Annotated in this window: 19 protein-coding genes; 9 read left to right on the forward strand and 10 right to left on the reverse strand. The window is 60.2% G+C overall.

The genetic code is table 11. The features are described 5' to 3' along the window. Window positions 1-7 precede the first annotated feature (7 nt). Window positions 8-151 (forward strand): hypothetical protein, encoded by a 144-nt coding sequence (locus LVD08_RS19385; RefSeq protein WP_177325641.1) that lies wholly within the window; start codon window positions 8-10, stop codon window positions 149-151. A gap of 44 nt (window positions 152-195) precedes the next feature. Here the strand turns inward: LVD08_RS19385 and LVD08_RS19390 are convergent, their stop codons facing one another. The 4 genes from LVD08_RS19390 to LVD08_RS19405 all read right to left on the reverse strand — a co-directional run bounded on the left by LVD08_RS19390 (window position 196) and on the right by LVD08_RS19405 (window position 3,346). Further along, complete coding sequence (locus tag LVD08_RS19390; RefSeq protein ID WP_027612979.1) at window positions 196-468, reverse strand: hypothetical protein; 273 nt, start codon at window positions 466-468, stop codon at window positions 196-198. A 256-nt stretch (window positions 469-724) separates the two neighbouring features. Next, window positions 725-1,405 (reverse strand): SOS response-associated peptidase, encoded by a 681-nt coding sequence (locus LVD08_RS19395; protein WP_115989523.1) that lies wholly within the window; start codon window positions 1,403-1,405, stop codon window positions 725-727. A 48-nt stretch (window positions 1,406-1,453) separates the two neighbouring features. Continuing rightward, the gene (locus LVD08_RS19400; RefSeq protein WP_247268945.1) at window positions 1,454-2,299 is read right to left on the reverse strand and encodes an ABC transporter permease; all 846 of its coding nucleotides are present in this window, start codon (window positions 2,297-2,299) and stop codon (window positions 1,454-1,456) included. Between the two features lie 60 nt (window positions 2,300-2,359). Then, on the reverse strand, window positions 2,360-3,346 hold the full coding sequence (locus LVD08_RS19405; protein ID WP_247268946.1) for an aliphatic sulfonate ABC transporter substrate-binding protein: 987 nt from the start codon (window positions 3,344-3,346) through the stop codon (window positions 2,360-2,362). A 293-nt stretch (window positions 3,347-3,639) separates the two neighbouring features. Here LVD08_RS19405 and LVD08_RS19410 point away from each other — a divergent pair, with 293 nt between their 5' ends. From LVD08_RS19410 to LVD08_RS19420, 3 genes are all read left to right on the forward strand, one after another. Next, a complete protein-coding gene (locus LVD08_RS19410; RefSeq protein ID WP_183780531.1) occupies window positions 3,640-4,587 on the forward strand; it encodes an ABC transporter substrate-binding protein in 948 nt (315 codons plus the stop codon). A 131-nt stretch (window positions 4,588-4,718) separates the two neighbouring features. Further along, window positions 4,719-5,618: a polysaccharide deacetylase family protein gene (locus LVD08_RS19415; protein ID WP_247268947.1), complete on the forward strand. Its 900-nt coding sequence runs from the start codon at window positions 4,719-4,721 to the stop codon at window positions 5,616-5,618. A 109-nt stretch (window positions 5,619-5,727) separates the two neighbouring features. Further along, window positions 5,728-5,970 (forward strand): DUF1652 domain-containing protein, encoded by a 243-nt coding sequence (locus LVD08_RS19420; RefSeq protein WP_097090319.1) that lies wholly within the window; start codon window positions 5,728-5,730, stop codon window positions 5,968-5,970. A gap of 4 nt (window positions 5,971-5,974) precedes the next feature. Here the strand turns inward: LVD08_RS19420 and LVD08_RS19425 are convergent, their stop codons facing one another. Next, window positions 5,975-6,337: an NUDIX hydrolase gene (locus LVD08_RS19425; RefSeq protein ID WP_096796396.1), complete on the reverse strand. Its 363-nt coding sequence runs from the start codon at window positions 6,335-6,337 to the stop codon at window positions 5,975-5,977. 222 nt (window positions 6,338-6,559) lie between these two features. On the opposite strand from LVD08_RS19425, the gene LVD08_RS19430 reads away from it, so the two are divergent. After that, window positions 6,560-6,757 carry a DUF2188 domain-containing protein gene (locus LVD08_RS19430; protein ID WP_247268948.1) on the forward strand — a complete coding sequence of 66 codons (198 nt, stop codon included), beginning with the start codon at window positions 6,560-6,562 and terminating at the stop codon, window positions 6,755-6,757. A gap of 62 nt (window positions 6,758-6,819) precedes the next feature. Here the strand turns inward: LVD08_RS19430 and LVD08_RS19435 are convergent, their stop codons facing one another. Continuing rightward, entirely contained in the window at window positions 6,820-7,059 is a 240-nt protein-coding gene (locus tag LVD08_RS19435) for a hypothetical protein (RefSeq protein WP_027612987.1), read from the reverse strand. A gap of 184 nt (window positions 7,060-7,243) precedes the next feature. Here LVD08_RS19435 and LVD08_RS19440 point away from each other — a divergent pair, with 184 nt between their 5' ends. Together LVD08_RS19440 and LVD08_RS19445 are read left to right on the forward strand one after the other, a co-directional pair. Further along, window positions 7,244-7,579 carry a hypothetical protein gene (locus LVD08_RS19440; protein WP_003225912.1) on the forward strand — a complete coding sequence of 112 codons (336 nt, stop codon included), beginning with the start codon at window positions 7,244-7,246 and terminating at the stop codon, window positions 7,577-7,579. Window positions 7,580-7,762: 183 nt separating this feature from the next. Further along, window positions 7,763-8,368 (forward strand): DUF6338 family protein, encoded by a 606-nt coding sequence (locus tag LVD08_RS19445; RefSeq protein WP_097090321.1) that lies wholly within the window; start codon window positions 7,763-7,765, stop codon window positions 8,366-8,368. A gap of 191 nt (window positions 8,369-8,559) precedes the next feature. Here LVD08_RS19445 and LVD08_RS19450 read toward each other — a convergent pair whose 3' ends face one another. Next, on the reverse strand, window positions 8,560-9,444 hold the full coding sequence (locus LVD08_RS19450; RefSeq protein WP_247268949.1) for a LysR substrate-binding domain-containing protein: 885 nt from the start codon (window positions 9,442-9,444) through the stop codon (window positions 8,560-8,562). Between the two features lie 159 nt (window positions 9,445-9,603). On the opposite strand from LVD08_RS19450, the gene ydiJ reads away from it, so the two are divergent. Beyond that, window positions 9,604-12,630, forward strand: a complete 3,027-nt coding sequence (ydiJ, locus tag LVD08_RS19455; RefSeq protein ID WP_247269025.1) for a D-2-hydroxyglutarate dehydrogenase YdiJ — start codon at window positions 9,604-9,606, stop codon at window positions 12,628-12,630. On the opposite strand, the gene LVD08_RS19460 is transcribed toward ydiJ, so the two are convergent. Then, a complete protein-coding gene (locus tag LVD08_RS19460; protein ID WP_247268950.1) occupies window positions 12,563-13,252 on the reverse strand; it encodes a paraquat-inducible protein A in 690 nt (229 codons plus the stop codon). The two genes, ydiJ and LVD08_RS19460, sit on opposite strands and share 68 nt — an antisense overlap. Beyond that, complete coding sequence (locus tag LVD08_RS19465) at window positions 13,249-13,845, reverse strand: paraquat-inducible protein A (protein ID WP_003225887.1); 597 nt, start codon at window positions 13,843-13,845, stop codon at window positions 13,249-13,251. Before LVD08_RS19465 ends, LVD08_RS19460 begins: the two co-directional genes overlap by 4 nt. Before the next feature lie 182 nt (window positions 13,846-14,027). Between LVD08_RS19465 and LVD08_RS19470 the strand changes: the two genes are divergently transcribed. Then, complete coding sequence (locus tag LVD08_RS19470) at window positions 14,028-15,197, forward strand: DUF1624 domain-containing protein (protein ID WP_247268951.1); 1,170 nt, start codon at window positions 14,028-14,030, stop codon at window positions 15,195-15,197. Between the two features lie 3 nt (window positions 15,198-15,200). Here the strand turns inward: LVD08_RS19470 and LVD08_RS19475 are convergent, their stop codons facing one another. Next, a complete protein-coding gene (locus tag LVD08_RS19475) occupies window positions 15,201-16,097 on the reverse strand; it encodes a LysR family transcriptional regulator (RefSeq protein WP_247268952.1) in 897 nt (298 codons plus the stop codon). Between the last annotated feature and the right edge of the window lie 75 nt (window positions 16,098-16,172).

Genomic DNA, 16,172 nt, shown 5'->3' on the forward strand with positions numbered 1-16,172 from the left:
GGTGCACATGACGACCGAGCAAAAGCGTCCTGATGAAGACGAAGAAGTAGACGAGCCCAGCGAAGAAGAAATCGAGCGTGAGAAACGCAAGGAACAGACGTGGAAGCACGACGATGGCAAGGAACTTACCGGGCCTGATATGAAGCTCTGAGAGCAATCTGCAAAAAGCCCCGCAACAGCGGGGCTTTTTGTTGTTCAGAGGTCTTCCAGAGACGGGAAGTCCGGATGTGACGCCCGATAGCCCAGGGTCTTGTCGATCCATGCATTGAGCTCGTTGACCATCACCGGTGGGTGGCCGGGATAGCCTTCGAGAGTCGTGCGCAGGATGCGTTCGATGTCCGGCACTGAACGCAGGTTTCGGGTCTTGATGTAGTGGCCGATAAAACAGTCGAGTTGAAAGCGTTCTGTCATGGACAGATAGATACACTCCAGGCCGTTGGCCTGTTTGATTGCAAAATCGTCGCGCAACTTAGTTCTCTGCAAGGCTTGTTAAAGTTGTAGGGGATTCCTGGTTTTGCTGACTCTTTGGTCAACTGGTATGCCAAATGGAAATGCGGCGCGCATGCTATCCGTAGTGCATGTAAATGTATGTATGACGGTTGAAATGTCAGACAGGCGGTTAGTTCGCTCAAACGACTGTTTTTCTCGGGCTGTCTCAACAATGAAACACCAGCTGTAAAGATCTTGCGTCAACTACAAGGTAGACGCGTGAGAACGTGGATCTTTAAGCCACTTCTTCAATCAGCCCTGCACCCTGATTGCGTGAATTGCCGACTGCCTTGCCGACTTTGTGCCAGGCGAAGGCATCACTGGGTTCGCCTTCAAACAGGAGCATCTGTTCGGCGCGTTCAACAGGCGTGGCGCTGTCGAGCCACTCGGCAGCCATGTCAGCGCGAAAGACCACGGGTCTTCGATCATGGATATCGAGCAGGCCCCCGATGCTGTCGGCGGTGATGATCACGAATCCATCGTCGTCCCGACCATCGCTGCCGGGTGTCGGAAACTGTCCGATGGCCGCACAGAAAACCGGCCCGCGATCGGCACGACGGATCAGCCACGGCTGTCGGGTTTTATCCGGGCCGTCGACCCATTCGAACCAGTTGTCGATGGGCACGATCAGCCGATGACGCCAGATCGCCCGGAAGAACGGCCCGTGGGCGACTTTCTCCACGCGCGCGTTGATTGGCGCCGCGCGATCTTTGGCCCAGTGCGGGCGCCAGCCCCAGCGCAGGTTGTCGGCATACAGGCGTTGATCATGTTGATGGAGCACCGCGAGTGACGTGGTCGGCGCCGCGTTGTAGCGCTCCAGCGCAGCGTCGCCGACGTGATTGATCAGCGCATCGGGAATGCTAAGCACCGCGACGAAGTCGTGAATGCCGCGGTACTGCGAGAGTCTTCCGCACATGCGCCGAATCTCTGGGTGGACGCTTTCAGCATAGTTGGCTCTGGCCAATCAATCCTGCGCCTCCTGACCGGTGAAGGTGTCGCGCCACATCAGCCAGCGGCGTTCCAGCACTGCGAGCAAACCGTCGCTGAGTTTGCCGAGCAAGGCGAGCACGATAATCGCCGCCAGCACGATGTCCGGGCGCGAGGTTTCGCGGCCGTCGCTGAGCAGATAACCGAGGCCCTTGGTCGCGGCGATCAGCTCGGCGGCCACCAGAAACATCCACGCCAGACTCATGCCGCTGCGCAGTCCGGTGAACAGGCCGGGCAGAGCGGCGGGCAGCAGAATCCGCCGCACCAGTTGCCAGCGGCTGAAGCCATAGATGCGCCCGACCTCGACCAGTTTGCGATCGATGTTGCGAATCGCCGCGACCACGTTGACGTACACCGGAAAAAACGCGCCGATAGCGATCAGCACGATCTTCGAGGTTTCATCGATGCCCAGCCACAGCATCAACAGCGGCACCCAGGCCAGACTCGGAATCGAACGCAGCGCGGCGAATGTCGGTTCCAGATACGCCTCGGCCTCACGGCTCAGACCGACCCAGGCGGCGAACGCCAGCGCCAGGCTGGCGCCAATTGCAAAGCCGAGCAACACCCGCAGCAGGCTGGCGCCGATGTGTTTCCACAGTGCGCCTTCGGCGAGGTCGGTGAGGGTCAGGGCGATCTCGCTGGGCGCCGGCATTTGATAGGACGGAAGCCAGCCGAGACGCACGATGAACTCCAGGGCGACCACGATCAGCAGCGGCAGAGCCAGACCTTTCAGGCGCCGTCGCCATGTCGGATTGAGGGTTGAGGGACGAGGCCGCGACAAACTCCGGGGAGGCGCGGGCAATTCATTACTGCGAATGGTCATGCGGGGGCTCCGCTCACCGCTCATCCGCTTCAGACAGGGATGGGCGGTGAGTCTGGTCGGTTACTGGCGGGCGACGGCTTGCTGCACACCATTGTCGAGCAACTGATCGATGACTTGATCGACATTCACTCCACGCCGCACCAGTTCCTCGGAGACCAGAATCGGTGCTGCGGCTTTCGACGCTTGCACATCGTTGGCGGTCAGTTGTGGACTGCTCAGGTCGGTGCGCGACAACTGCAGTTTGGCCACGTCCAGCGGCAGACCGGACTCCTTGGCCAGCAACGCGGCGAACTCTTCGGGATTTTTCAGCGCCCATTCGCGCGCCTGCTCGTAGGCTTTGATCACCGTGTCGATGGTTTGCGGATGCTCCCTGGCGTACTGCTCGGTGACGCTGACCACGCCGTAGCTGTTGAATGCCGGGTTGCGATACAGCAGACGTGAACCGGCCTGCACCTGGCTGGCGGCCATGTGCGGATCGAGTCCGGCCCAGGCGTCGACATCGCCTTTTTCCAGCGCGGTGCGGCCGTCCGGATGTTGCAGGTGCACCAGTTCCACGTCGTCTTTCTTCAGTCCGGCCTGTTGCAGGCTGCGCAGGGTGAACAGGTACGGGTCGGTGCCTTTGGTGGCGGCGATTTTCTTGCCCTTGAGGTCGGCGAGGCTCTGGTACGGCGAATCCTTGCGCACTACCAGCGCGGTCCATTCGGCACGGCTGTAAACGTATACCGACTTGATCGGGCTGCCGTTGGCCCGGCTCAGCACTGCAGCGAGGCTGGCGCTGGAGGCGAAATCGACGCCACCGCTGTTCAGGTATTCCAGCGAACGGTTACTGCCCTGGCTCAGCACCCAACTGATTTTGGACTGTGGCAGGGCCTTTTCGAGAAAACCGAAATGTTTGAGCACCAGACTCACGGGTGAGTAGTAAGCGTAATCCAGATGGACTTCCGCAGGCGGCGCTTCGGCGGCTTCGGCCAGCGGTTGCAGGCTCAATGCCATGGCGCTGGCGACCAGCAGCGTTTTGAGGCGGGTAAACGGTAAGAACGATGTCATGGGGCGCTCCGGCGAAGGCACTGGTTGTTATGTCCAAAAATATATTTTTATCGGCTGCGTCCTGCATGAATGGAATATTGCAGGCTCTGTGCCATGTGCGTTTCGACCCATGTTTACGGGGTTTTCCCCGGTTTTAGCGCCTTTCAACTGTTGCATGGGAAACATTGTGGCAAGGCACTGTTGCGCAGCGGACAGTGAGCATTCCGAGCGCTGAGCTTATGCCTTAATCGAATTTAAAATCGGTTTATCAACAGCGTTATGGTCTATGCAAAATCCCGTCGCAGGACCTCCCCATGAAGCTCTCTCGTTTGCTCCGCAGCACACTGATGACCGCATTATTCACCGCACCGCTTGCCCACGCCGCCGAGCCGTTGGTCCTGCACGTCGGAGACCAGAATTACTACAACATCCGCGCTTCGGTCGAAGCCTCCGGCGTGTTGAAAGACGCGCCTTACAGCGTCGACTGGAAGCACTTCCAGGCCGCCGCGCCACTGGCCGAGGCGTTGCAGACCGGCTCGCTGGATCTGGGCTTTCTTGGCGATTCGGGTTTTCTGTTTCTCGCCGCCAAACAGGCGCCGGTGAAACTGATCGGTGTGTCGCGGCAGAACCCGGACACTATCGCCTTGCTGGTGCCGAAAGATTCGCCGGTGAAAACCATTGCGGATCTGAAGGGCAAGAAAGTCGCCTACTGGCCCGGCGCCTGGAGCCAGCAGCTGACCTTGCGCGCCCTGGAGCAGGGCGGTCTGCCGGAAAATTACGTCGACTTCGTCAAGTTGATGCCGATTGATGCGGCAGCGGCATTGCCACAGGGCAGCATCGACGCGTTCCCGGTGTGGGAACCGTACATCTCCCAGCAAATCGTGTTCTCCGGTGCGCGGCCGATTCTCACCGCGAAAAACCTGATGCCAGGCCTCAGCGCGATTGCCGCGTCAGCGCCGTCGATCAACAGCAAGCGTGCCGCGATTGCCGATTTTCTCGGGCGTTTGAAACAGGCGCGGGCCTGGGTCGACAGCCACACCGACGAATACGCGGACCTGTGGGCGAAGAAAGCCAATCTCGATCAGCAGGTTTCACGGCACTGGTTGCGTCAGGCGCACATGACTGTCGGGCCGGTGGATCAGCAGGCGGCGGTCGACCTGCAAGGCACCGCGGACTTCCTGTTCAAGGTCAAGGCACTGCCGGCGCCGCTGGCCACCGCCGGGGTTATCGATACCTCGTTTCAACAGGCTCTGGCTGACTGAGCGAGCGCCGGAACCAAAGCCTGTGTACCCTATCCAAACCTGTCTCGCGGAGCCGGGCGCAGGGATGGATCAGGGCGAGGGAGTTTTGCCAGTCGACAACAGGGCCGCAACGGTCAGGCGCAAGGCAAAACATGAAATACGCGTTCAATCTTCTCTGTGCAGCGGCCATCGCGCTTGGGCTGGCCGGCTGCATTGCCGCGCCGATCGAGATGACCGCGCAAACCGAAACCCGGCTCAAGGCCCAGGCCCCGGTGCGTTTTCTGCTGACCTTCGATGATGGCCCCAGCGCCTCGAGTTTCTGGAACCCTTCGGCGACCGTGCTCGATAGCCTCAAGGTCAACCCGGTGCAACCGGACATCAAAGCGGTGTTCTTCGTCCAGACCCGCGCGCCTCGCGCCGGTAACAGTGACATTGGTCGCGGCATCATGCGGCGCGAGCACGCCGAAGGGCACATCCTCGGATTCCACACCGCCACCCATTGGCACACCAATCATCGCTCGCTCGATCCGCAAGAACTGGAGCAGTCGTTGCGCAACGGCACGGCGGATATCGCCGCGATCACCGGAGCAGCACCGATCCTGCTGCGCCCGCCATTCTGGAATTACGACAAGCGCACCTTCGCCGCGTATCAGCAGCATGGCTTGCACGTGTTGTTGACCGATTTGAGCGCCAATGACGGCAAGATCTGGGGCTTCAACGCCAGTCCCCGACGTCGGGCGAATATGCTGCGCCAGCTATCGGAAGTCCGCGAGCGCATTGCCCTCGGCGAATTTCCGACTGTGGACGGGGTGATTCCAGTGGTGGTGACCTTTCATGACCTCAACCGCTACACCGCGCGGCATACCCGCGAATACCTGCAGATCCTGCTCGATAGTGCCGCCGCCACTGGCGTGAAACTGGCGGACAAACCGTTCTACGATGATCACGCGGCGCTGCAGAAAGCGGCGCTGGCGCGCACGGTTCAGCAGAGTTCGCAGCCGGTGCAGTTGCCGGGGATGTGGAACTGGATCTGGGATCATGACGCGCACTGAGGCCGCGATGGAAATGTGATCGGGTTGGCACTTGCTTGGGCGGCAGATTATTGATCGCTCATCTATGCTGAATCGGTCGACCGACTCATCGCCTGCGAGGCGTGCGCCCATGTTAGCCATTGCCGACATCTGCCGGATCGTCGAATCCGGCTTTCCGTCGCTTGAATGCGAATGCACACAAGTGGAGCAGGGGCTGCTGCGGATCAAGGTGTATGAGCCTGAGTCCGGGCGAGTCGAGTTGTTGCTCAATGGTGTGTCGCCGGAACATCTGGTGACGATCCGCGATCTGTCCAACTTCATTGGTGAGTTGCGCACGGAAATGAGCGCCGGGCGCCGGGCATTCGCCGGGTGATACCTTACAAGCGCCGTTGAAACGCCTGCACGATACGTAACGTCGCCTCGCTGGTGGGTAGATTCTGCACCGCGTCCAGCGGATGCCAGATACATTCGGTGATCTCGTTTTGCGGGCGCAACTGCTCAAGATCGAGCACCGACGCCTCGTAGACATGATGCTGGGTGCTGCCGCTGTGCAGTTCCATCAGATACAACATCTGCTCGGCATCCAGTGCCGTTTCTTCCTGCAGCTCGCGCGTCGCCGCCCCGGCTTTGGTTTCCCCAGGCTCGACCTTGCCGCCGGGCAATGTCCAACGGCAGCGGGGTTTGCGCACCAGGAGAACGTGTCGATCCTGCTCGCAAATAACGGTGGCGCGTACTTTCATCTGTTACCTGTTTACTGCGTGTCACATAAATGAAATAAAACTGCAATATTCGAGCCGGGCCCGGATTCAAAGGTTCCCTTGGGGTTTTGAGTGTTTGGCCTGGCTGAAAGTGCCAGAGCCTTGGCGCATCGCGATGGCGACACCCGGTCGGCACAACTGCGGCATCCGGGTGTAAGTTAAAAAGGCAGAGCTGACTCCACCGTCGGCAAAAAGGAGGTACCCATGAGCATTCCGGTCTTGAGCAAAATGCACATGAACGGCTACGACGTACTCAGCGTGAACAACGGCCCGTGGCGGGTTTGTACTCAAGGCGATCGGCTTGCGTCGTTCGGTAGCAGAGAGGAAGCGCTGGCCTATGCCGCTGCGTTGCCGGGTTACAGAAAACGCTCGGTGCGAGCGCGAAGTCACACTGCAAGTTGAAGCAAATGTAACGAAAGAGCCCCGGTGATTACCGGGGCTCTTGTTGAGGGCAGGGGGTGGTATCAGTGGACCTTGGTCCGGCTGATGGAGCGCGTTTTCACTTCCCTGGCATACAGCTGCAAGCGTTCTTCATCACTTTGCAGCACCTCGCAGGACCTGAGTACCGCCTGGGCATCCGCTTCATTGCCGCTCTTGCGCAGCTGTTCGGCGATGCGTTTGAGGTCGACCGCCGACCATCTCAGATCCGATGCAACGGCTTGCAGGTCGCGCTGAAGTTCGTGTTCGTATTCATTGAGCCGCATGATCACCTCCGGAACATTCTCGGTAGAACAGAGTAGTCGCATTTTTCTTCGATGATGCGCAGCTCGTCTGCCACCGGGCTGCATGCATGTAAATATTTGTCCAAATGCCCTTGTAGCGGGGCGTCGGGATGGATGTACAACCGGTTACACGTTACATTCGCTTTTTTCAGATCAGGGAAACACCATGCGGATATGGATCGGGAGTTTGGCGTTGGCATTGCTGGCGGGTTGCTCATTGCCAGCATCGCTGGTTCCGGGCGAGCCAAATCTCAGCAAAACCACCACCAAAGCGCCTAAAGACTATGCCGCGTGCTTGTTGCCGTTGTGGCAGCAGGACATTCCTAAGACCACGCAGACGTCCATTTCCAACGGCTACCGGATCAAGGCGCCGAGCCTCGTCACCGCCGACGAGATTCTCGACATCATCAAATACAAGGACGGCAGCCGCGTTTCCCTGTATCAGGGACCGCCATGGGCCAAGTCCGGGTCGTTGCGCAAATCGGTGCGTGACTGCCTGTAAAGCCCAGCCTCCGCTGCAAAAGCCAGCCCCACAAAAAGCAGAAACCGGATCAATGGTTTCTGCTTTTTTTTGCTTTGCGAAATGCGCTGTGACAGATCGGCACGAGGCGTATTCCAGTGTGCGCTAGGCTTCTGAGTGCCGCCCGGTAACCGGAGGGGCATGCCTTTCAAGGAGCCACGGATCATGGATGATCTGGTCAAAGAAGTTATTCCGTTGTTGCAGTATCTGATTCCCGGATTTGTTTCTACCTGGATTTTCTACACGCTCACTTCATTCAAACGGCCTGATACGTTTGGGCAGATTGTGCAGGCGTTGATCTTTACGTTTGTGATTCATGGGGTGGTGTTGGGGATCGGCGCTATTGGTCTATGGGTAGGCTCGAAAGGCTTTTCTGTAGGAAAGTGGGATGGCAAATCCCAGGCCGTGTGGGCGTTCATGGTCTCAATGGCGCTCGGCTTGTTGTCGTGTGCTCTGGCGTCGAATGACAAATTGCACAAATGGTTACGAAGTAAAAATGTAACGAATAAAAACTCATACCCCAGCGAGTGGTACAGCACCTTTGCCCGCCACAATCGCCTGGTAACGCTGCATTTGACGGATGAAAGGCGATTGTTCGGCTGGCCCGTCGAGTGGCCTTCCGGCCCGCTGGAGGGGCAGTTCATCATGCTGAATCCAGGCTGGCTGGGGGAGGATGGCGTGGCGTTGCCTTTTGGCGCCGAACTATTGGTGATAGATTCCTCGAAAGTCCAGTGGGTCGAATTCAGTTCTGTCGAAGAGGTTTCATCATGAGCGCAAAAGAGCCTACTCCCATGCCGCCCAGCGTCAGGCGCCTGTTTTATGGCCCGGATGGCAAGCTGCTGGCCAAGCCCCTCGTCAAGGGGCCGAGTGCGCCGCCACCGCTAAAGCGCCAGTACCGGGATTGACTGAACGCCGCTCATCGAGCGGCGTTTCGTTATGTTTTGCATTTGTGGGGGCTGCGGTCAGAGCGTATCCACCAACCAGTCCCTGAACGCTTTCAGTGACGGCAACGCCTCATTACGCGGCGGATACACCAGGTAGTAGCTGCGGCGGCTGGTGATCGGCTCCCCCAGTTGCAGCAGCTCGCCGTTAAGCAATTCATCCTCCACCAGAATCCGTGGCACCAGCCCCACGCCAATATTCGTCCGCACCGCCTGAATCAGGTGCGAGGTCATTTCAAAGCTCGGCCCGATGCGCATGCTGCGGTGGGGCAAACCATGATGCGTGAACCATTCCGCCCAGGCCTGGGCATTGCTGCTGACATTGAGCAGTAACTGCCCGGCGATGTGCTGTTCGGCTTCGTCGCGTTCGGCCAATGACAACTGCGCACTGGCAATCACCACCAGCTCTTCAGTGTGCAGGGGCAGGGCGCTCAGCCCCGGCCAATCCCCCGCACCGACGCAGATCGCCGCATCGATCTCGCTGGTGTCGAAGTCGATCGCTTCGATGCGCGAATGCAAGTGCACGGTCATGCCGGGATGTGCGGTGTAGAAGTCCTTGAGTCGCGGCAGCAGCCATTTCGAGCCGAAGGTCGGCAGCGTCGCCAGACGCAAACTATGAATGCCGGAACCGAACGCCATGGCCTGCAACGTCGCGCTGCGGATCTGCCCGAGGGCTTCGGCCAGTTCGCGCTGATACATGCGCCCGACATCGGTCAGCACCACTTGCCGGCCCTCGCGACTGAACAGGCGCATGCCGAGCATCTTTTCCAGAATCTGCACCTGACGGCTGACCGCGCTTTGCGTCAGCGACAGTTCGTGGGCAGCGCGGGTGTAGCTTTCATGGCGTGCGGCAGCCTCAAAGGCCAGCAACAACGACATGGAAGGGGTGAGGGTTCGCGGATTCATTCGTTTTAGTCATGGATTACGGGTCGATTTTACGTTTGTCTCGATAGCACCAAGCAATGAACATAAGCACCATGAGATGGCGGGAGCGTGACGCAATCATTCATTGCGCACAACTGTTCACCGCCACACGGCCCGATTTTGACCGAGATTTCCCGACCGATGATTGCCCAGCTGTCGCCCGCCACTGCATTGACCGCCGATTACCAGAAGTTCCTCAAAGCCCTGAAAGCCAGTGGTTTTCGTGGCGAGATCAGTGCCGATTACGCCAGTCGCGTGGTGCTCGCCACCGACAATTCGATCTATCAGCGTCTGCCGCAAGCGGCGGTGTTTCCGAAGGATGCCGAGGACGTGGCGCGGGTCGCGCGGCTGATTGCCGAGCCGGCCTATCAGCAAGTGGTGATCACTCCACGTGGCGGTGGCACCGGCACCAATGGCCAGTCGCTGACCGATGGCATCGTCGTCGACCTGTCGCGGCACATGAACCGCATTCTGGAAATCAACGTCGAAGAGCGCTGGGTGCGGGTGCAGGCCGGGGTGGTCAAGGATCAGCTCAACGCCGCGCTGAAATCATCCGGGCTGTTTTTCGCCCCGGAGCTGTCGACCTCCAACCGCGCCACCGTTGGCGGCATGATCAACACCGACGCCAGCGGGCAGGGCAGTTGCACCTACGGCAAGACCCGCGACCATGTGCTGGAACTCGACATGGTGCTGCGTGGCGGCGAACGCCTGCACGGCGCAGCGCTGGCGGAAGACGAACTGACAGCGCTGTGCGCCCGTGAAGATCGCGTAGGTGAAGTCTACCGCTGTGCACGGCAGATCATTGACGAGCAGGGCGAGCTGATCAAACAGCGTTTCCCCGATCTCAACCGCTGCCTGACCGGCTACGACCTGGCGCACCTGCGCGAGGCCGACAACCGCTTCAACCTCAACAGCGTGCTGTGCGGCGCCGAAGGCTCGCTGGGCTTTGTGGTTGAGGCGAAGCTCAACGTACTGCCGATCCCCAAACACACGATGCTGGTGAACATTCGCTACGCCGGGTTCATGGATGCGTTGCGCGATGCCCGGGCGCTGATGGCGCTCAAGCCGCTGTCGATTGAAACCGTGGATTCCAAGGTGTTGCTGCTGGCGATGCAGGACATCGTCTGGCACGGCGTCGCCGAATACTTCCCGGCAAGTGCCGAGCGCCCGACACTGGGGATCAACCTGGTGGAGTTCTGCGGTGATGATCCCGAGGACCTGCGACACCGGGTCGAAGCCTTCCTCGAACACTTGAGCAGCGACACCACGGTCGAACGCCTCGGCCATACCCTGGCGGTCGGTCAGGCGGCGGTGAACAAGGTTTATGGCATGCGCAAACGCGCAGTCGGCCTGCTCGGCAACGTTGCCGGCGAAGCGCGGCCGCAGCCGTTTGTCGAAGACACCGCAGTGCCGCCGCAGCACCTGGCCGAGTACATCGCCGAACTGCGCGAACTGCTCGACAGCCACGGTTTGCAGTACGGCATGTTCGGCCACGTTGATGCCGGTGTGTTGCACGTACGGCCGATTCTCGACATGAAGGATCCGCAGCAAGCGGCGCTGGTGCGCCCGGTGTCCGACGGCGTCGCGGCGCTGACCCAGCGCTACGGCGGCCTGTTGTGGGGTGAACACGGCAAAGGCCTGCGCTCGGAATACGCGCCGGCGTTTTTCGGTGAGCTGTACCCGGCGTTGCAAGCGTTGAAAGCCGCGTTCGACCCGTTCAACCAGTTCAACCCGGGCAAGATCGCCACCCCGGCCAATACCGGTGCGGCGTTGCTGAAAATCGACGAAGTGACCCTGCGCGGCGAACTCGATCGGCAGATCGACGAAAAGGTCTGGCAAAGCTACGGCGCGGCCATGCACTGCAACGGCAACGGCGCCTGCTACAACTTCGATCCCGACGACGCCATGTGCCCATCGTGGAAAGCCACCCGCGAGCGTGCGCAATCGCCCAAGGGTCGCGCATCGCTGATCCGCGAATGGCTGCGTTTGCAGGGCGAGGCAGGGGTGGATGTGCTGTCGGAGGCGATCCGTCGTCCGGCATTTTTCCGCAACCTGTGGACACGCTGGCGCAACAGCCGCGCGCAGGATGCAGACTTTTCCCATGAGGTGTATGACGCCATGGCCGGTTGCCTGGCGTGCAAATCCTGCGCGGGACAGTGCCCGGTCAAGGTCAACGTGCCGGAATTCCGTTCGCGTTTCCTTGAGCTGTATCACAGCCGTTATCTGCGCCCGGCGCGGGATTATCTGATTGCCTCGCTGGAGTACAGCATTCCGTACATGGCGCGGATTCCGGCGCTGTACAACGGTTTGATGGGCGCAACCTTTGTGCGCAAACAGTTGGAGCGTCTTGGCGGCATGGTCGATGTGCCGTTGCTCAGTCGCTTTGATTTCCACGCTGCGCTGCGCCGGTGGAAGGTGCAGCCGGCGACGGTTTCAACGCTGTCGGCGCTGACCCCCGCCCAGCGCGAGCGCAGTGTGGTGTTGGTGCAGGACGCCTTCACTCGTTACTTCGAGGCGCCGCTGCTGGCGGATCTGCTGGAGTTGATTTCACGACTTGGCTATCAGGTGTATCTGGCACCCTTCAGTGCCAATGGCAAGCCGCTGCATGTGCAGGGTTTCCTGTCAGCGTTCAACCGCGCGGCGTTGCGCAATGCGCAGCAACTTCGTGAGCTGGCGGACGTTGGCGTACCGCTGCTGGGACTGGATCCGGCGATGACGCTGGTCTATCGCCAGGAATACCTGAAAGTGCCAGGCATGAACCAATGCCCGGAAGTCGCGCTGGTACAGGAATGGCTGCTCGAGGTGATGCCGGAGCAGGCCGCTGCCGATGCGGCCCGGTCATTCCGTCTGCTGGCACACTGCACCGAGAAAACCAACGCGCCGGCCGCCACTCGCCAGTGGGAGCAAGTGTTCGAGCGAGCCGGATTGAAACTGGCGACGCAGGCCACCGGCTGCTGCGGCATGTCCGGCACCTACGGCCATGAAGCGCGCAACCGCGAAACCTCGGCGGTGATCTACGAGCAATCGTGGGCGCGGCAGGTCGAAGCCCCGGCGGATCAGGGCGAAGCACTGGCCACCGGCTATTCGTGCCGCAGTCAGGTCAAGCGCCAGTCGGATCGGGCGCTGCGCCATCCGTTGCAGGTGCTGCTTGAGGTGGTGCGTCGCTGAGCGGTTCGTCGTCCGGGGCATTGTCCCAGATCAGCCGTGGGTCGAAACTCATCGCCGAGAGCATGGTGAACACCACCACCATGCCGAAAAACAGGATGCCCGGGCGTGGTTCGATATCGCCCAGCGCCTGGAACTTCACCAGCGCCGCGACCAGTGCGACCACCAGCACGTCGAGCATCGACCAGTAGCCGATCAGCTCGACGAAACGGTACAGCTTCGAACGCTCACGGCGCGCCCAGTCGCTGCCCCGCTGCACGGTGATCAGCAGCAGCGACAGGGCGACGAATTTGATCCCCGGCACCGCGATGCTGGCGATGAAAATGATCAGTGCGATGTCCCACGCGCCGCCCTCCCAGAACTCCAGCACGCCGCTCATGATCGTGCTGTCGGCGCCGTTGCCGAGCATCACCGTGTTCATCACCGGCAGTAGATTGGCCGGCACGTAAAACGCCAACGCGGCGAACAGATAGGCCCAGGTGCGCGTCAGGGAGTTGGTCTTGCGCCGATGCAGCGGCGCATCGCAGCGCGGGCACTGGTGCGGCTCGTCGGTCATGTCACAGGCCAGCCCACAGCTGTGGCACAGGCACAGATTCAGTTCGCTGGCGGTCGCGGGTCGCTTCATAGAATGTCCCACAGATCACGAATGTCGCGGCCGGCAATGCGGATCATCATCAGGCTCAGCACCGCCAAAGCGAACAGGCCGATACCCGGCAGCACATCGAGCAGCCCGGCCAGTTTGAACACCGCCACCATCGCCCCCAGCAGACACACTTCGAGCATGCTCCAAGGGCGCAGGGTTTCCAGCCAGCGCATGCACAGCTTGAAGCCCGGCGCCCGGCGCGATGACAGGGCGAAGCTCAGCACCCAGATCAGCAGCACCAGTTGAAACGCCGGGGCGATGATGATCGAAATCGCCGCGACCATCGCCATGAAGGTGATCGGCCCCTGACTTAGCGCCAGCACTGAATCCCACAGCGTCGCGCTGTTCTTCAGGCCCTTCATGCTGATGCTCATCACCGGATAGAAATTGGCGAACAGCCACAGCATCGCCGCAGTGAAACTCAGGGCCAGCCGCTGCTCGACGGTCAAACCGTTGTAGCGCTGCAGCACGCCGCCGCACCGCACACAGAGGGTTTTCTGGTGTTTGCCGAGCACGACTTTTTCGTACACGCAGTCGCAATGCTCGCAGATGATCAGGTGTTCGGTTGAGGTCATGGGCAACGCTCGACATCAGGCGCAAAGCGCAGGGGGCGCCTGATCACTATAGAAGCCTGACGTGATTGGGCAAATGTCGTTTGGGTTGGGAATCGACATTTTAATGTTATAGAGTAACTCGAATTTTTGGCGGGGTGTGCGGTTGCGATCCCCTGATTCATTTGCTCGTTGGCGAAATCTCCATGACGATTGTGTGTACCCGTTCCAACCCGCTGCCGACCGGCCGCTTGCTGTCCATTGATGCGTTACGCGGTCTGGTGATCCTGTTCATGCTGCTGGATCACGTGCGCGAGACGTTTTTGTTGCATCGTCAGGTGTCCGACCCGATGGACATCGCCAACACCGAGCCGGCGTTGTTTTTCAGTCGCACGTTGGCGCATCTGTGCGCACCGGTGTTCGTGTTGCTGACCGGATTGTCCGCGTGGCTGTTCGGCGAGAAGTACGCGGGCAAGGCCGATGTCAGTGCCTTCCTGTTCAAGCGTGGGCTGTTTCTGGTGGTGCTGGAATTCACCTTGGTGAATTTTGCATGGACGTTTCAGTTGCCGCCGAGCGTGATCTATCTGCAGGTGATCTGGGCGATTGGCTTGAGCATGATCGCCTTGTCGCTGCTGGTCTGGTTGCCGCGCTGGCTGTTGCTGACGCTGAGTCTGGCGATCATTGCCGGGCATAACCTGCTGGACGGGCTGCATTTCGCGCCGGAGTCGGCACTGCATGTGCCATGGGCGATCCTGCATGATCGGGGCTGGATCGAGGTCGGTGACAGTCTGCGCTTGCGCACTTCGTATCCGCTGTTGCCGTGGATCGGCGTGATCGGTCTGGGTTATGCGCTGGGCCCGTGGTTTGCCCGTGCGGCCGACGCCGGAGTTCGTCAGCAGTGCCTGTTGCTGGCTGGTATCGCCGGACTGCTGGGTTTCGTCGGGCTGCGGTTGCTCAACGGATACGGCGAAAAGCCTTGGGCGGTCGAAGACACGACCGTGCAAACGTTGATGGCGTTTTTCAACATCACCAAGTACCCGCCATCGCTGCTGTTCATCAGCCTGACGGTGAGCGTCGGATTGCTGTTGTTGCTGCTGTTCGAACGGCTGCAGACGCGCCGCTGGATTCGCTGGCTGACGGTCTTCGGTTCGGCACCGATGTTCTTTTATCTGTTGCACCTGTACGTGCTGAAGGTGCTGTATCTGATTGCCGTGGCGCTGTTCGGCCTTAACCACGGTAGCTATTTCGGCTTCGATTCAGTCGCGGCGATCTGGCTGGTGTCGGTGCTGCTGGCGGTTGCGCTGTACCCGGCGGTGCGCTGGTTTTCCGCGCTGAAATCGCGGCGCCGCGATATTGCCTGGCTGAAATATCTGTAAGCCCTAGTGACCACTGCGCTCGCGCGCGAAGTCGATAAAAGCCTTGAGCGGCGCCGGTACGTGGCGCCGGCTCGGGTAGTACAGATGCAGGCCCGGATAGTAGGGGCACCAGTCGGCCAACAGCTGAATCAGACGCCCCGATGCCAAGTGTTCGCTGACCATGTCATCGAACACATACGCCAATCCCAGGCCTTGCAGTGCAGGGCCGACCATCAAGCTGACGTCGCCCAGGGTCAGCGGGCCGTTGACCTCGATTTCCTGGGCAATGCCATCGCGTTCGAATTCCCAGCGATACAGGGCGCCACTGGGGTAGCGGTGGCGCAGGCACGGCAAGTCGTGCAGATCTTCGGGTTTTTGCGGCGCAGGATGGCGTTCAAGGAATGCCGGCGAAGCCACCACCACCGAACGCATCGCCGGGCCAATCGGCAGCGAGACCATGTCGGCCTCCAGTCGATCGCCAAAGCGCACGCCTGCATCAAATCCGCCGGCGACGATATCCAGCAACGCTTCGCTTTCGACCACCTCCATGCGAATGTCCGGATACGTCTGCAGAAACTCGCTGGCAATCGGCAGCAATACCAGCTCGCACGCCTGGCGTCCGCAAGTGATGCGCAGGTTGCCGGTGGGTTTGTCGCGAAAATGGTTGAGGTCTTCCAGTGCATCGTCAATGTCGCGGAACGCCGGTTTCAGGCGCGCGTAAAAGCGCTCACCGGCCTCGGTCAACGCCACGCTGCGGGTGGTGCGATTGAACAGACGCACACCGAGGCGATTCTCCAGAGCCTTTACCGAATGGCTCAGGGCTGACGGGGTGAGCCCGACTTCGACGGCGGCCTTGCTGAAATTCAAGTGCTGCGCCGTACAGAGAAATACGCAAAGGTCTGCCGCTGAGGGTGATTTCATCTGTGAATGCCTTTCACAAAGTCATGCAAAATTGCTGGGATTATCGCATCAATCTAACGGCCTTAAAGTCGCAGC

It is taken from the genome of Pseudomonas sp. YL2, assembly GCF_023063025.1.
In the GTDB taxonomy this organism is placed as follows: domain Bacteria; phylum Pseudomonadota; class Gammaproteobacteria; order Pseudomonadales; family Pseudomonadaceae; genus Aquipseudomonas; species Aquipseudomonas putida_A.

What these genes read in the sequence shown, in the direction of transcription:
- LVD08_RS19385 (WP_177325641.1), top strand. Translation starts at nt 8, where the DNA reads ATGACGACCGAGCAAAAGCGTCCTGATGAAGACGAAGAAGTAGACGAG.
- LVD08_RS19395 (WP_115989523.1), bottom strand. Translation starts at nt 1,405, where the DNA reads ATGTGCGGAAGACTCTCGCAGTACCGCGGCATTCACGACTTCGTCGCG.
- LVD08_RS19400 (WP_247268945.1), bottom strand. Translation starts at nt 2,299, where the DNA reads ATGACCATTCGCAGTAATGAATTGCCCGCGCCTCCCCGGAGTTTGTCG.
- LVD08_RS19405 (WP_247268946.1), bottom strand. Translation starts at nt 3,346, where the DNA reads ATGACATCGTTCTTACCGTTTACCCGCCTCAAAACGCTGCTGGTCGCC.
- LVD08_RS19410 (WP_183780531.1), top strand. Translation starts at nt 3,640, where the DNA reads ATGAAGCTCTCTCGTTTGCTCCGCAGCACACTGATGACCGCATTATTC.
- LVD08_RS19415 (WP_247268947.1), top strand. Translation starts at nt 4,719, where the DNA reads ATGAAATACGCGTTCAATCTTCTCTGTGCAGCGGCCATCGCGCTTGGG.
- LVD08_RS19420 (WP_097090319.1), top strand. Translation starts at nt 5,728, where the DNA reads ATGTTAGCCATTGCCGACATCTGCCGGATCGTCGAATCCGGCTTTCCG.
- LVD08_RS19425 (WP_096796396.1), bottom strand. Translation starts at nt 6,337, where the DNA reads ATGAAAGTACGCGCCACCGTTATTTGCGAGCAGGATCGACACGTTCTC.
- LVD08_RS19430 (WP_247268948.1), top strand. Translation starts at nt 6,560, where the DNA reads ATGAGCATTCCGGTCTTGAGCAAAATGCACATGAACGGCTACGACGTA.
- LVD08_RS19435 (WP_027612987.1), bottom strand. Translation starts at nt 7,059, where the DNA reads ATGCGGCTCAATGAATACGAACACGAACTTCAGCGCGACCTGCAAGCC.
- LVD08_RS19440 (WP_003225912.1), top strand. Translation starts at nt 7,244, where the DNA reads ATGCGGATATGGATCGGGAGTTTGGCGTTGGCATTGCTGGCGGGTTGC.
- LVD08_RS19445 (WP_097090321.1), top strand. Translation starts at nt 7,763, where the DNA reads ATGGATGATCTGGTCAAAGAAGTTATTCCGTTGTTGCAGTATCTGATT.
- LVD08_RS19450 (WP_247268949.1), bottom strand. Translation starts at nt 9,444, where the DNA reads ATGAATCCGCGAACCCTCACCCCTTCCATGTCGTTGTTGCTGGCCTTT.
- ydiJ (WP_247269025.1), top strand. Translation starts at nt 9,604, where the DNA reads ATGATTGCCCAGCTGTCGCCCGCCACTGCATTGACCGCCGATTACCAG.
- LVD08_RS19460 (WP_247268950.1), bottom strand. Translation starts at nt 13,252, where the DNA reads ATGAAGCGACCCGCGACCGCCAGCGAACTGAATCTGTGCCTGTGCCAC.
- LVD08_RS19465 (WP_003225887.1), bottom strand. Translation starts at nt 13,845, where the DNA reads ATGACCTCAACCGAACACCTGATCATCTGCGAGCATTGCGACTGCGTG.
- LVD08_RS19470 (WP_247268951.1), top strand. Translation starts at nt 14,028, where the DNA reads ATGACGATTGTGTGTACCCGTTCCAACCCGCTGCCGACCGGCCGCTTG.
- LVD08_RS19475 (WP_247268952.1), bottom strand. Translation starts at nt 16,097, where the DNA reads ATGAAATCACCCTCAGCGGCAGACCTTTGCGTATTTCTCTGTACGGCG.